Source organism: Staphylospora marina, from assembly GCF_003856495.1.
Classification (GTDB): Bacteria; Bacillota; Bacilli; order Thermoactinomycetales; family Thermoactinomycetaceae; genus Staphylospora; species Staphylospora marina.
Window position 1 is genome coordinate 2095421 of record NZ_CP034118.1, and the last position, 14126, is coordinate 2109546.

Consider the following 14126-nt stretch of genomic DNA (forward strand, 5'->3'; position numbering starts at 1 on the left):
GAGAATTCAGGAGGCAGATAACAGGGCCCCGTCCCGGCATGGTCCCGGCCGACGATGAAGTGCGTGCAGCCGTAATTCTTGCGGACGATGGCATGAAACAACGCTTCCCGCGGTCCGGCGTATCGCATCCAGGCGGGAAATCCGGCCAGCAACACCCGGTTGCGGGGATCACAGTGTTCGATGAGCGTGTTCAACGTGAAAATGCTCCCGACCGGTGAACATCCGCACGACCGCTTGCATGCGGAAGCCCTCTTGAAACCTGCCCCGTCTCTTGAATCACCCGGCCGCATGTCTGGTAAAATGGAGTCGACACCCCCGGGAAAGGAGCAACCGCATGGAGCTGATTGTGTATCTGGCCGGCCAGATTCATGACGACTGGAGGGAAGAATTGCGTCGCAAGGCCAAAGAGCGCGGCCTTCCCCTTCTCTTCAAGGGACCCCAGGAAAACCACGACCGCTCCGATGACATCGGCGAACAGATCAAGGGAAAGCAACCCGGAGCGGTTTGGCGGGATCACACGGCCTCGGAATTCAACAATCTCCGCACACGCGTCTGGATGCAAAAAGCGGATGTGGTCATCGCTTTGTTCGGCGAAAAATACCGTCAGTGGAACACGGCGATGGATGCGGCCATGGCTCTGGCCATGAACAAACCGCTCATTCTGGTCCGTCCCGAAAGTCTTCATCATCCGCTCAAGGAACTGGCCCAACGGGCGCAGGTTGTGGTGGAGACGCCGGATCAGGCGCTGGATGCGCTGGCTTACATTTTCGAATGACGCGCCTTCAACGAACGCGGGCAGAGGAATCAGGCGACCTCTGCCCGTTTCGTTTTCAATCCTTGGCCAGCTGGGCCCGGTCTTCGAAAACCATGAAATTGAGATTGATGTTCAACAGCATGACATCCTTGCCGCTGCTTTGGTCCCTCAAAACGAAGTAATCTCTCCCCACTTGCCGGAGCACGCCGGTAAACACCCGGTTTCGCCACTGCTCACTGGCATCGTAGGTCATGTAGGCACTCACCCGTCGACCGATATTGGCCTGCATCAAATCTTCGGAGAAGTTTCGGTCATCCCTCTGTTGTTGGGACACATAGGCGTTTCCCGCATGATAAGGATAAGACCAGTACATGCTCGTTCCCCCTAGAACATAAAGACTTTTCGACAATTTTGCCTGGAGGGGATGTAGAAACAATGGCTTTTGTAGCGGCCGCTGTTCGTCTGGTTGAACCAGGTGGGCGGGCAAGCCCCCGGCGGTCTGAAAAACCACAGGGCATAGCGTCCGGGGTCAAAACGTTGGCCCTGAATGACTCTGTTGGCCAGTCGCACGTCGATCGCCCGGGCCGGCTGGTAGAAATACGATTTCTGCACCGCTTCGAATCCGCCGGGCGACTGAAAAACCATCTGCCTGATCGTCCGGATCCCCCGAAAATCCAGGCAATCGGCAAGCACGCGATTCACGCCGACATTTCCCACCAGCAGCATGCCCATCTGCCCGTCCCCCTCGGCTTCTGCCCGCATCAGACGCGCCAGCAACTTCATCCCTTCGTTCGTGGTCTGGATGACGGCCATGCGATCTCACCCCTGAAGTCAACCTATGTATTCCCGCCCCGAAAAAGAACCGGCCCGGACGGGTCCGGGCCGGGGAAGGTTCTCCGGAAATGCCGGCCCCCGCGGGCAAAAGCATCCGCAGGGAAAAGATCCGGCATCGACGGATGGTTTTTCCGTTTTTGATTTCCGGGAATTGCCCGTGCTATTCGTCCACCCGGTACGCCGTTTCTCCGTTCACCACCGTAAAGAGCGTCCGGGCTTCCAGCAACTCGTCGATTTCCACGGCAAAGATGTCCCGGTCATAGACGGTCAGGTCTGCCCGTTTGCCCACGGACAGCGTGCCTCGCTCGTGTTCCTCTCCCGCCGCGTATGCACTGCCGCTGGTGAACAACTGGACGGCTTCGAGTCTGTTCAATGTTTCGTGCGGATGATGGCCCGGGTGATCATCCGGGTCGTCCAGTCTGCGTCGGGTGATCGCGGCATGGATGCCGAGCAACGGATGAAGCGGCTCGATCGGCGCATCGCTGCCTCCCGCGCACCGGATGCCCGCCGCCAGGAGAGTTTTCCACGCATACGCGCAGCGGGCAAGCTCCGGATCGATCCGCTCCAGAACCCACGGAAAATCACTGGCCACGAAACGCGGCTGGATGTCCACGGCCACGGGAAGCCGGGCCAGTCTTTCGATCAAGTCCGGACGCATGATCTGCGCATGAATCAGTCGGTGTCTGAGGTTCACGCCCTTGTCCGGATCAAAGGGGTGTGCTTCCATCGCCGTGATCACCCGGTCGGCCGCCTCATCCCCGATGGCGTGTACGGCCACCGGCATCAGTCGGTCGGCCGCCAAACCGGTCAGGTACAACAGCTCCTCCGGATCATGAATGCCCATTCCCGTGTTTCCGGGATCATCGGCATACGCTCTGGACAAAAGGGCCGTCCGTCCGCCGATCGATCCGTCGGCGAACATCTTCATCGCTCCGATCCGGAACCATTCATCTCCTTGCCCGGCGCGCCACCCCAGTTCATCCAGTTCATGCAGATGGGGATGGTAGATCAGGTGATGCGTTCGGAGCAGCACTCCCTCTTCCCTGAGCTCCCGGCAAATGCGGATCAGCTCGTCCACACTGCCGATGTACCGGAGGTCTTCCGTATGCACTCCGGTAAGTCCGCTGGCCAGTGCCAACCGCATCGCCCGACGCATGGTCTCTTTCTTCGTCCGGTAGCCGGGCTTCGGCTGGGCCTCCACAAAGAGGCGGGAGGCGTTTTCGTACACCAGTCCGTTCAATGCGCCGTGTTCATCCCGGCCGAATGACCCCCGTTCGGGATCGGGCTCGTCCTCCCGGATCCCCGCCGCCCGGTACGCCCGGCTGTTCACCAAGAAGGTGTGGAAGCAAACCCTGGAAAGAAACAGCGGATGATCCGGTACCGCCCGGTCCAACTCTTCCAGGGAAGGCATGCGGCCGAGCCGGTTCTCATCCCATCCCATGCCGATGAGCCATTCCCCCGGTTCCAGCCTGCCGGCCCGCTCCCGCAACACCGCCAACATTTCCTCCACGCTGCGGACCGCTCCGAGATCCACCATGCCCAGCTGCTGCCCCACGCCGGACAGATGAATGTGGCTGTCCACCAGTCCCGGCAAGGCATACCCCCCGCACAGATCCACCCGAACGGCATCCGCCCTGCCGAAATCGAGCAAAATCTGTTCGTTGTCTCCCACGGCCACGATTCGCCCGTCTTCGACGGCAACCGCCTCCGCGCGGGGACAAGTGGGATCCAGTGTGGTGATATGGCCGTTGAAGTACACGATCCTCTTGCCCATGCATCCAGTCCTCTCGGTATTTTTGGTTTCTGTTTCCATCTTATCTGCAAGCTTTCCCGCCGTAAAGTTCATTTTTTTTCGACAAAACCTCCGGAAACAATTCCCTGTGTATCACGAACACACATTCGCATACAATAAACCACAAAGGCAATCATATGTTCGCCGGAGGTGCCGTGATGGAACCCGTCATCTTTCTCGTGGACATGCAATCGTTCTATGCGGGAGTGGAAAAGGCGCTCCGTCCGGAATTGAAGGACCGGCCCGTCGTGGTGGCCGGCGATCCCGAGCGCCGAAGCGGAATCATCCTGGCCGCCTGCCCTCTCGCCAAGGCCCACGGCATTCAAAACGCGATCACTCTGCGCGAAGCGCTGGAACTGTGTCCCGGGCTGACGGCGGTTCGTCCGCGCATGGGTCTGTATCTGCGGGCGTCCTTGATGATCACGGAAATCCTGGAAACCTTCAGCGACCAGGTGGAGCCGTATTCGATCGACGAGCAGTTTGTGTGCGTGTCCGGAAGCGAGAAGCTGTTCGGAGATCCCTGGACGATCGCCCGCAAAATGCAGGAAGCCATCCGCATCCGCCTCGGAGTCCGGGCCCGCATCGGCATGGGCCCCAACAAAGTGCTGAGCAAGATGGCTTGCGATCATTTCGCCAAAAAAAACGAAAGCGGCATCTTCCGTCTGGATCATTCCAATCTGGAGAGTCACCTGTGGCCCCTGCCGGTGGAGAAGATGTTCGGAGTGGGCTTGCGCATGAAGAAACACCTGAACCGCACGGGCATCCGCACGATCGGGGATTTGGCCCGTTTTCCGCTGCACCGGCTGAAAAAACGCTGGGGCATCATGGGGCACGTGCTGTGGATGACCGCCAACGGTCAGGACGCCTCGCCGGTCAGTCGGGAAACGTTTGACCGGCAAAAAGCGATCGGTCACCACATGACGTTGCCCCGGGATTATCACACGGCGGAGGAGATCCGGGTGGTGCTGCTGGAATTGTGCGAGGAAGTGTGCCGGAGAGCCCGCCGGCACGGACTGATGGGCCGGACGGTTCACGTGGGGTGCCGCGGAGCCGATTTTTCCCTGCCGACGGGATTCCACCGTCAAGCGGGAATGCCGGAAGCCACCCATGACGCTTCCACCTTGTTCCGCCACGCCTGGCGGGTGTTTGAAAAGTTTTGGGACGGAAAACCGGTTCGCTCGCTGGGCGTGACACTGGCGAACCTGCAGGATGACCGGACGGTTCAGCTCAGCCTGTTCGAAGATCGGGACAGACAGATGCGGCTCGGAGCGGCCATGGACGAGATCAGAAGCCGCTTCGGTCCGACGGCGATTCTCCGGGCGTCTTCCCTGGTACCGGCCGGTCAGGCCAGGGAGCGGGCCGTGAAGATCGGAGGGCATGCCCGGTGAGCGGCGGCGAAGGACTGGATCGCAAGAACATGTTGTGGGAGGGGAGCCGGATGTTCCTGCCCGAGCACCGACAGGCGCTGCTCCGGCAAAGAGCGGAGGCGGAGCGGGTGGAACCGCCGGAGCTGGATGAAGATCGGCTGGAAGAGATCAACCGGCTGGTCGTTGAAGCGCTGCATGCCGACTTTCCGCTGGTGGTCCGCTGGGTGGAAAACGGCCGACTGACGGAGTTCTGCGGTTTCATCCAAAAGGTGGATCCCCATGCCCGGCAACTGAAACTGGCCGACGGCCGCACCGTGCGCACGGTTCCGTTTGATCGGTTGTGCGACGCGCACAGACCGTGAAGGTTGAAAAAGAAAGAAGCCCTGCCGATGAGGCGGAGCTTTCGGCCCGTCGGGCAACAAAAAACCGCCGGCGCACCCGGCGGAACCATTCTTCCCCCTGACCCGGACACCGGAGAACGTCATCCGTGTCCCGGAGAGGTCTGTTGCATCGGTCAGTGAACGGATTCGGAAGACGCCTGCTCTTCCGGATTCCGTTCCCTGAGATAACGGGCGGCCAGCCAGCCGACTCCCCAGTTGGCGACGGCACACAACAGACCCGCCAACCACAGGTCCACGCTTTCAAACGCCCAAGTCGCCAAGAAGGACAGCGACGCGGAACCGACGTACATCGCGGAAGCGTTGAGGGACAGCACCGTGCCCCGCGCCTCCGGACGCAACTCGGCGATCCGGGCGTTCAGCGACGCATGCCCCACCCCGTACATCAGCGCCCAGACAAATTGAATGACCAACACCAACCAGATGGAAACCGCAAGGTCGACCACCAGGGCAAAGAGCAATATCATCACCGAGACGGTCAGGGATGCCAGCACCAGCAACCGACTCTTGCCACGGGTGTCCGCCAGGCGACCGCCCACCAAACTTCCCAGCACACTGCCGATGCCGGCGACCATGAGCACCAGGCTGATCGCTCCGACATCGAGATCGAAATAGAGACGATACACCGCGCCGGACTGGCTGTACATTCCCTGCAGCCCGCCGAAAAACAGGGCGGAAGCTCCCAGCGAAGCAAGCACTCCCTTGTCCGCGGCGGCGTCGCGAAGCATGACCGACAGCGGAACCCTCCCGGCGGTTCCCGGCGCAGCAGCCGGCATGCGCGTCAGCAGTCCGGCGGCGGCCACGGGAATCAACGCGGCCAGCAGCCAGAAGGTCCAACGCCAGCTGCCGAGCTCCGCCAACCATCCTCCCAGCGGAATGCCCAGAACCGAAGCAGCGACCAGCGATCCCGTAACGATGCCCATCACCCGGCCGCGCATCTGCTCCGGCCATGCATCCGCGGCGACGGCAAACACCGAGGGTTGCACCATCCCCGCTCCGATCCCGGTCAAAACGCGAAACACCAGGAGTTCGGAGAACGAACCGGCAAATCCGACCAACGCGGTGGCCACCGTAAACAACCCCATTCCCGCGGCGAGCACGCTTTTCCGGCCCAAACGGTCCGAAATCATTCCGGCCACGGGAGCAAACAAGGCGTACGAGATGGCATACGCGGCCACGAGCATGCCCCCGGACTTCAGCGGCATGCCGGTGGAAGCCGACATTCCGGGAATGAGAGGAACCGTGACAATGGCTTCCATTCCCACCAGAAACGCGGTGAACGACAGAGCCAGCAGCAAAATCTTTCCGGGCTCCGGACGGGGAGCGATCTCCCCGGATGTGCCCGGCACGGAAGCGGGACTCATGCGGGATTCCTCCTTCATGACGAAATGGGTGGAGCCTGTCTTTGCCTTTTCTCATGAAAGGCGTGCACTCCACCGGACATCTCCCTCTTTTCCTACGTATACAAAAATATCCGTTTCGCCATGAATCCACCGATTTCCTTTGATAAATGATATGATCTTGCATGAGTCCGGCGATTTCTCCCTCTCCCTGGTCCTGGAGCGGGCCGGACTGATCCGGATGGACTCGATAACGGTTGATCCCTCCCGCGAAAGCGATGTTCTTCACAACGCCGAAACCGTTCGCTTTCCCTGTTCAAGGGATTCAGGCGCCCTTTTGGGCCGCATGTGGACGCAGGATCTTGACAGATCCCGGCAGTTCCGGATTCTGACATTCTGGAGACACGAGAAAGTGCATCACCATGAATCACAAAGCGAAATACCCGCATTTGTGACGCAGCCGGAGTCCATGGGGATCGAACACCCCGTCATCAGCCGTCTGTTCCTTCCGGAGCCGAGGTGGATTGTCATCCCGGACTGAGCTCATGACGACCGGCGCAAATACCAAGCGATTCCGCCGACCGTCAGCATGCAGCCGAGAATCTGCACCGGGGTGACCGGCTCCCCGAGGAGCCAGAATGCCAGCAAAATCGCGCCCACCGGCTCACCCAGAACGGCCGTTTGAATGGTCACCGCATCCACTTGGCGAAGGAGGCGGTTGAACAGCACATGCCCGAACACGGTGGGAACCAGAGCCAAAAGAAAGAAAATGCCCCATTCCCGCGCCGGCCAAGTGAACAGAGGCATCTCCTGCCAAGCATTCATTCCGGCGAGAAACAAACCGGCCACTCCGAACACGGAAAAACTGTAGATGGAAGTGGACAATTTCTCCCGCAGCCGCTCCCCGATCAACATGTGGACGGAGACGGCAAACGCTCCGAACAGGGAAAGCAGATCCCCGATCCAGGCCGTTCCTCCCACCTGCAGGTCCGCACCGGCCACCAACGCGGAACCCGTCACCGCCAGCATCATCCCGAAAAGGGCCATTCTGCCGATGTTCCGGCGGAACACCACCCGGGCTCCCCACGCGGCAAAGAGCGGTCCGGTGCTGAGCAACACCATGGAACTGGCCACACTGGTATAACGAAACGAAGAGATCCATCCCCAAAAATGAAGCCCCAGAAAGAGTCCGGAAAGAAACAGCCATCCCCAGTCACGGCCCGTCAGATTTCCCCACTCTTTCTTTCGCCGCCAGACCCAGGGAATCATGAACGCCATGGCGATGAACAACCGGTACATCCCCAGCACCCCGGCGGGTGCCTCCGACCACTTGATGAAAATGGCGGAAAAAGAGACCGCCGTCACCCCGACAAACAGCCACAGGGTTTTCTCCGGGGCGGTCATCCGTTTTGATTCATTCCAAATCCCCATCGGTTTCTCTCCTTCAGAAAGCAAACGGCGGAGAAGGCCGTCACCATCTCCGCGTGATTCGAAGCCATTGCCCCGCCCGTTTCATCGTCCGTTTCGCCCGCCACCACGGGCCGCATTTTCCGCTCGGCGGAGCATTCCGGCCGGTCCCCCGGTTCCCTTCCCTCTCCCGTTCAAAGTACAATTTCACCATCAATTCATAGTACAGGGGATCCTTGTCCAATCCCGTCCACCTCCGGCGAAAAAGACGGGGAAACATCCCTGTCGGGTTTCGACCTTTCGCGGTTGAAAATGTTCCCGGAGCGTGCGGACGAACCGGCCCGTCATGGCAGACAGGGGTCGCGCTCTACGAGTGACTTCAAAGGAATCATTTACCTTTCACAATCCATTGCCATCACTTGACGATAAGAATCATTTTCAATTAGTATTCTACCGAGAATGACTCTCAAAGGAAACAGGTTTTCCGGGAGGTAGCGGAATGAACAGGGAAATTGACGGTCTGATCGACATTCATACCATCTTGTCCCATGAGCGGAAACTGGGAGGAGCCGTGGAGGCCGACTTCATCCGGCTGAATTCGGGGGAAATGTTTCAATCGCCGGTGATCACCCGAATCGATGTGACCGGAGGGAACGTTTACACGGTCAGTTTCGTGGATGAAAGCGGACGCAAATTCATTGTTCACGTCAACGAAATCGCCGTGATCGGTTCCCCCGGACACAAACGGATCCATGAATTGAACAACCGGTATGGCAAGCAGATGCTGACCGCCCGGAAACTGGCTTATCTGAAGCGTCTGTGCGAAGTAAACGCGGGAAGTTCCGATCCCTTCTTCGTGAAAGAAGTGATCGTCATTCTCGATGACATCGGCATGGACGCGGTCAACGAAGTGCTGCATCCGGAACTCCTGCCGGTGATCCGCAAAACGTTGAGCGCCGCGTGAAACGGATGTTCGCCGGCCGACTCATGTTCCCGTCGGGGATTCCAGCGTACAGATCGCGCCCGGTCGTTTGATCCGGAGCACCAGCGTTTCGTACACCCTGAACAGATAATTCATGTTGTCCGTATCCAGGAACACCACATCCATGTCTTCGGAGACCGCCAGATCGAGGTTTTGCCGCCCGGTCGACACGATGACACCGGCATCCCCGCGAATGACCGGAGATTGGTAGATCCCGTCCGTCATCAGCTCACGGACATGCTCCACTTCCAGCACACGCGTGCCTTCGTGGACCCGATGAAGCATGGCATAAAGTGTCGGGGACAACACGAGGGCATACGGACCGGTGTGTCCCATGGCCATGAGTTTGTTGCGGGCTTCCACCACATCGGCAAAAGCATTCCCGGATTTCATCCAGTCGCTCCGAATGTGGGTGAGCCTGCCTTTCACGTTCATCAGACCCGGCAAGCCGAACTTTTCCGATCCGTTGAAGATGAGTTCATCCTCCAAAAGCGCACATTGCTGGGCCGCGTTGGCCGCCGGCGAAAAATCGACCGGAATGTCGAGGGACCGGCTTTGGTCAATGTCCCTGCGGTACAGCACGAAGTCTTTGTACAGCATGGGCACCGTCAAATTGACCCGTCCGTTCGGAACGGACAAATCCGGCTCGTCTCCGTGCAGACTCAACATTCCCCGTTCCGGGTTCTCGTAGAAATCGTTCACCACGGTCTGGATTCCTTCCCCAAGGGGACCGTACAAATCGATGAATCTTCTTCCGACCAACTGTCTGGCAGCCGTCTCCACCACCGTTTTTTCAAGCGCCTCCCATTCTTCCTCGCGAAGCGGTGCGGACGGAAAACGTGTCAACTTGCTCATCGCGTTCAGCCTCCCTCAGTGTTTCAGACTTCCCACGGTCCAGCGTTTCCGGAGCGAAGCGGGATCCGGCTTCGGATCCGGGGCTGCCGGGTCGGAATGCAGCGGAACCTTCAGATCATCCGCCACGTCCTCTTTTTCGTCCGTCGGAACCGAACCTCTCCCGGAAACCGCCTCACCGTAACGCTCATTGAGTTCTTCCAGAATGTCCTTGATGGCTCCGTAATCGTCATGGGTCATCTCTCTCATGCGCCGCAATTCCCCGGTCCGTTCTTCGTCCTGAAAATGATGCAGGGCCAGATCGATATGTTCGAGAAAATTGTGCAATCCGAACTTCTCCAAGCCAAGATCCTGCAGCAGGTACACCCATTCCGGATCATCCGGATCCCGGTCTCCGGAGCGCTCCGCCATGGCTTCGACCTTGGGCAGCAAATCCCGCAAGCGATCGAGCCGGTGTTCTTCCTCTTCATAGATGTGGTGATAGTACAAACGCTCATAATCGTCGGTTGCCTCACGAATCACCGGATCCAGCATGTTCATGAATTCGGTGACCGCCTCCCGGGTCCGGTTCAGAATGCCGGCCAATTCCGCGAAACGTTCCGTCATGAACCTCCCCTCGCTTTCACAGCCTCTTCCTCCCCAATATCACCCGAAACCATGCGATTTAAACAGAAAAACCCCGTCCACGAAGGAACGGGGGGCGAACCGGCAACACGTGCGGAATGACGTTTTCAAAAGGTCACTTTCCTGGCAAGATATGATGACGAAGGCTTTCGAAGTCAGCGGATTCAGCGATGAAGATCTGGTCACCCGATGATTCGCCACAGTGGAAACCCCGGGAATTTCCCGGGGTTCCGGTTGATCGGATGGATTCAAAGATCCGCGGAAAGCCGGAACCGTTACGGTTTGCCGTCCCCTGCGGTCGCGTACGATTGCACGGCCGGGACTTTCCACAGTCTGGCGATGACCAGGGTGATCAGAATCGCGGCCGCCAGCCGGATCAGCAGAAGGGGAAGCACGGGAATTCCGAGCGGGACAAAGACCAGCGTATCCTCCACGACGGCATGACAGGCGGCCAAAAACACCATGATCAGCGCAATGTCACGGCGGGACAGGTTTTGCTCGCGCGCTTCCTGGATGATGAGTCCCGCCCCGAAAAACAATCCGGCAAACAGTCCGCTGGCCAGCGTGACGGCTCCCGTCGGCGCAATGCCCAGCAGTTTCATCGCGGGAGCCAAGAGGCGGGCCGTCCTCTCCATCACTCCCAGATCTTTGAGTACCTGGATCATCAGCATGAGAGGAATGACGATGACGACCAACTGAATGACTCCTTCCAACGAGGCCAGGATCGCCGATCCCGCCACTTCCATCCACGTGTTCTCTCCCGCCGGCTCCCCGGAAACCAACCGGAATCCGGCCGGACGATCTCCGAACGGGACCAGCCAGTGAATGAGCAGCGCCGAAACGAGAGCCAAACCGACGCGCACCGAGGCGATCAGCAGGGCGGAGACGCCCACGCGACGGCACAACGCCGTTTCAATGAACAAATTGTGCGAGAAGCTGAGCATCACCGCCAACACAAACACTTGTTTCACGGTCAGATCGAGCGCCTGAATCGCTCCCAGGGCCGCATACAGATTGAGCACGTTTCCGAGCACCAACGGAATGGCCGCTTCTCCCCCGAGACCGAACCACCCCATCACGGGTGACAACAGGTCCGCCAGCAGATCGAGCAGCGGCGTCTGTTTGGCAAGATGGACGGCAAGCGCCACGGGAAAGACCACCTTGACGAGCTCGAGGGCCGTCTTCCATCCCGACTCGAAGCCTTTTCTCCAGTTGATCCGCGACATGGTTCTCTCCTCTCTCCGTTTCTTTCAACGTTCCATCCGCTTCCCCGTCCATCCGACGGACCTCTTCCGGCAGACGACCGGCGAAGGGTCACTGCCCGGCCCTTTCCCCACCCGGTCCTCCGCCGGACACCGTCAACACGCACACCGCTTCCACATGGGCCGTCTCCGGAAACATGTCCACCGGCACCACTTTCTCCGGAACATACCCACCCGCGGCAAGCTTGGCCACGTCCTTGGCCAGCGTGGACGGATTGCAGGAGACGTACACCAGGCGGGGCGGCTTCACTTCGATCAGCGCGCGGATCAACGCTTCTCCGAGTCCCGTGCGCGGAGGATCGGTGACCACCACATCCGGCCTCAATCCGTCCTTCAGCCACTCCGGAAGAAGCTCCTCCGCCCGGCCGACGTGAAATTCGGCATGACGGATGCCGTTGATGTCCGCATTTTCCCGTGCGTCTTCGATCGCATCGGGAACGGTGTCCATGCCGATCACCCGGGCCGCGTCCCGGGCCAGCCACAAGCCGATCGTGCCCGCTCCGCAGTAGGCGTCCACCACCGTCTCCGTTCCGGTGAGACGGGCGGCTTTGCGTACCTCCTCGTACAGACGGACCGTCTGGACGGGATTGAGCTGAAAGAACGAACGGGCAGACAGGCGGAACTCCAGATCTCCCAAGCGCTCCCTGAGTTTTTTCGGCCCGAAAAGAACCCGGCTCTTTTCGCCGAGCACCAGCGGGGTTCTGTCCGGATTGTGATTGAGCACGATGCTTTTCACTTCCGGCAGCCGACGATGCACCAAGCGTACCAGTTCGTCTTCTTTCGGCAATGTTTCGGTGCGGGAGACGATCATCAGCTGAACATCCCCGAACGCAAAAGAGACCCTCGCCGCCAGGTGCCTCACCGATCCGCGATGGGTTCTTTCGTCATACACGGGAATATTCAGTTCTCCAAGGATCCCTGCCACTCCGGAAAGAACGCGGTCCAGGACCGGATGTTGCACGAGACAACCGCTTGTTTCCACCAACCGGCGGGATCCGGCCGCATAGAGTCCGGTCACCACCCTGCCGCCCACCTTCCGCACCGGCAGTTGCGCCTTGTTGCGGTAACCGCGGGGTTCGTCCATGACGACCACCGGATCGACGGAAACCTCGTCGAACGGGGTGTAGCGCGCGAACGCCTCTTGCACCAGCTCCCGTTTCAACCGCTTTTGCATGCGCCGGTCGATGTGCATCAGTTGACACGCCCCGCATTCGCGATAGACGGGACATTCCGGTTTCGTCCGGTAGGCGGACTTCTTGTTCACCCGGATGATCCGGGCACGGGCATGACGCTTGTCCACCTCCGTCACCCGGGCCGTCACCGTTTCGCCCGGCACGGCTCCTTCCACGAACACCACCTGTTTGCGGAAATATCCCACGCCCTCCCCGTTGATGCCGATCCGGCGAACGGGGAGTTCGATCACTTCTCCTTTTTTCAGTCGCATCCGATATCCAGACATATCCAAAAACCCTTTCCGGTTCAGGCTGTTTTCGGGAAAGCTTCCGCTCATGATCCGGAGAGGGGGACCGTCCTCCCGTCCCTCAGACGGGCATGCCGGCTCAAGCGGATGTGATCCTTCCCGGTTCATCGCTTTCGGAAACTCCCGGATTTATTCTACCCGTTGACAGTCACCGGGGAAAGTGATGGAACGAACCCCCGGGGACTTAAGGAAAACCCGGCCCCCCGATTCCGTGAACGATTGGGCGGCCGGGCATTTGCCGAACAGGATGTGCACATCCGCGGGATTTGATGTCGGGAAGTGGCCTTCGGTTGGCCATCTTGGAATAACCGCAAAACGGTCCCGCTTTTCCCTTCCGTATCGGAAAGCGGGACCCTCCTTCACTCAACCGGGTGAATCAGATGTTCTCCCTCCGCCTTCGGGGAATTGACCCGGGTCGACACCGGGTACATTTCCAGGTCCGGATCGGGAACCGACATGAGCAGCTCCCGGTAAACACCGGGATCGGTGTCCTGCATGTCCAGCCACATCGTTTCCGTTTGCGGCGTCAGAATGACGGGCATGCGATCATGAACATCCCGCGCCCGTTCGTTCGCTTCGGTGGTGATGATCGTGCAGGAACGGATCACCTGACCGTCCCGCTCCCACTCATCCCACAAGCCGGCAAACGAAAACAGTTTTCCTCCGGGGAGCCGGATCAGGTACGGCTGCTTTTTGCCTGATACCGCCTTCCATTCGTAGTAACCCGTGGCGGGAATCAGACAGCGGCGCCGTTTCAGCAACCGCCGCCACGACGGTTTTTCCGCCAGTGTTTCCGCCCGCGCATTGATCATCCGGAAACGGGGATGAGGCGAGTCGGACCATGCGGGGACCAACCCCCAGCGAAACCAGTCGGCTTTCATCGTTCCCTCATCCCTCATGACCGTCAGCACGGGCTGGGTGGGCGCGATGTTGTACCGGGGAGGAACCTCCTCCGGCAATGCCTCCAACAGAAAGCGCTCCATCAATTCCCGTTTGTCCGCATCCAGCACAAATCGGCCGCACATGGCGATTCC

General features: G+C 59.5%; 15 protein-coding genes and 1 pseudogene. 4 read left to right on the forward strand and 12 right to left on the reverse strand.

Features of this window, described 5'->3' with window-relative positions:
- Window positions 1–17 precede the first annotated feature (17 nt).
- Window positions 18–170: pseudogene (gene sat, locus EG886_RS10350) on the reverse strand (sulfate adenylyltransferase); the annotation flags it as partial.
- A gap of 164 nt (window positions 171–334) precedes the next feature.
- On the opposite strand from sat, the gene EG886_RS10355 reads away from it, so the two are divergent.
- A complete protein-coding gene (locus EG886_RS10355; protein WP_124728071.1) occupies window positions 335–775 on the forward strand; it encodes a YtoQ family protein in 441 nt (146 codons plus the stop codon).
- A gap of 55 nt (window positions 776–830) precedes the next feature.
- On the opposite strand, the gene EG886_RS10360 is transcribed toward EG886_RS10355, so the two are convergent.
- The 3 genes from EG886_RS10360 to EG886_RS10370 all read right to left on the reverse strand — a co-directional run bounded on the left by EG886_RS10360 (window position 831) and on the right by EG886_RS10370 (window position 3362).
- Window positions 831–1127, reverse strand: a complete 297-nt coding sequence (locus EG886_RS10360) for a spore coat protein GerQ (protein ID WP_124728072.1) — start codon at window positions 1125–1127, stop codon at window positions 831–833.
- Between the two features lie 11 nt (window positions 1128–1138).
- On the reverse strand, window positions 1139–1567 hold the full coding sequence (locus EG886_RS10365) for a cell wall hydrolase (protein ID WP_124728073.1): 429 nt from the start codon (window positions 1565–1567) through the stop codon (window positions 1139–1141).
- Between the two features lie 181 nt (window positions 1568–1748).
- Entirely contained in the window at window positions 1749–3362 is a 1614-nt protein-coding gene (locus EG886_RS10370; protein ID WP_124728074.1) for an amidohydrolase, read from the reverse strand.
- Between the two features lie 173 nt (window positions 3363–3535).
- Between EG886_RS10370 and EG886_RS10375 the strand changes: the two genes are divergently transcribed.
- Complete coding sequence (locus EG886_RS10375; RefSeq protein ID WP_241154310.1) at window positions 3536–4768, forward strand: DNA polymerase IV; 1233 nt, start codon at window positions 3536–3538, stop codon at window positions 4766–4768.
- A complete protein-coding gene (locus EG886_RS10380) occupies window positions 4765–5109 on the forward strand; it encodes a YolD-like family protein (protein ID WP_124728076.1) in 345 nt (114 codons plus the stop codon). The genes EG886_RS10375 and EG886_RS10380 overlap by 4 nt, the downstream gene beginning before the upstream one ends.
- Before the next feature lie 152 nt (window positions 5110–5261).
- Here EG886_RS10380 and EG886_RS10385 read toward each other — a convergent pair whose 3' ends face one another.
- From EG886_RS10385 to EG886_RS10395, 3 genes are all read right to left on the reverse strand, one after another.
- Entirely contained in the window at window positions 5262–6509 is a 1248-nt protein-coding gene (locus tag EG886_RS10385) for an MFS transporter (protein WP_164491792.1), read from the reverse strand.
- Window positions 6510–7028: 519 nt separating this feature from the next.
- Window positions 7029–7916, reverse strand: coding sequence for a DMT family transporter (locus EG886_RS10390; RefSeq protein WP_124728078.1), 888 nt, complete (start codon window positions 7914–7916; stop codon window positions 7029–7031).
- 40 nt (window positions 7917–7956) lie between these two features.
- Entirely contained in the window at window positions 7957–8136 is a 180-nt protein-coding gene (locus tag EG886_RS10395) for a hypothetical protein (RefSeq protein ID WP_124728079.1), read from the reverse strand.
- Between the two features lie 255 nt (window positions 8137–8391).
- On the opposite strand from EG886_RS10395, the gene EG886_RS10400 reads away from it, so the two are divergent.
- The gene (locus EG886_RS10400) at window positions 8392–8856 is read left to right on the forward strand and encodes a hypothetical protein (RefSeq protein WP_124728080.1); all 465 of its coding nucleotides are present in this window, start codon (window positions 8392–8394) and stop codon (window positions 8854–8856) included.
- 21 nt (window positions 8857–8877) lie between these two features.
- On the opposite strand, the gene EG886_RS10405 is transcribed toward EG886_RS10400, so the two are convergent.
- The 5 genes from EG886_RS10405 to EG886_RS10425 all read right to left on the reverse strand — a co-directional run bounded on the left by EG886_RS10405 (window position 8878) and on the right by EG886_RS10425 (window position 14117).
- Window positions 8878–9729: a family 1 encapsulin nanocompartment shell protein gene (locus EG886_RS10405; RefSeq protein ID WP_124728081.1), complete on the reverse strand. Its 852-nt coding sequence runs from the start codon at window positions 9727–9729 to the stop codon at window positions 8878–8880.
- A gap of 15 nt (window positions 9730–9744) precedes the next feature.
- Window positions 9745–10332 (reverse strand): IMEF encapsulin system ferritin-like cargo protein, encoded by a 588-nt coding sequence (locus EG886_RS10410; RefSeq protein WP_124728082.1) that lies wholly within the window; start codon window positions 10330–10332, stop codon window positions 9745–9747.
- 293 nt (window positions 10333–10625) lie between these two features.
- Window positions 10626–11576, reverse strand: a complete 951-nt coding sequence (locus EG886_RS10415; RefSeq protein WP_124728083.1) for a nucleoside recognition domain-containing protein — start codon at window positions 11574–11576, stop codon at window positions 10626–10628.
- Between the two features lie 88 nt (window positions 11577–11664).
- Complete coding sequence (rlmD, locus tag EG886_RS10420) at window positions 11665–13071, reverse strand: 23S rRNA (uracil(1939)-C(5))-methyltransferase RlmD (RefSeq protein ID WP_124728084.1); 1407 nt, start codon at window positions 13069–13071, stop codon at window positions 11665–11667.
- 380 nt (window positions 13072–13451) lie between these two features.
- Complete coding sequence (locus EG886_RS10425) at window positions 13452–14117, reverse strand: SOS response-associated peptidase (RefSeq protein ID WP_124728085.1); 666 nt, start codon at window positions 14115–14117, stop codon at window positions 13452–13454.
- Window positions 14118–14126: the final 9 nt, after the last annotated feature.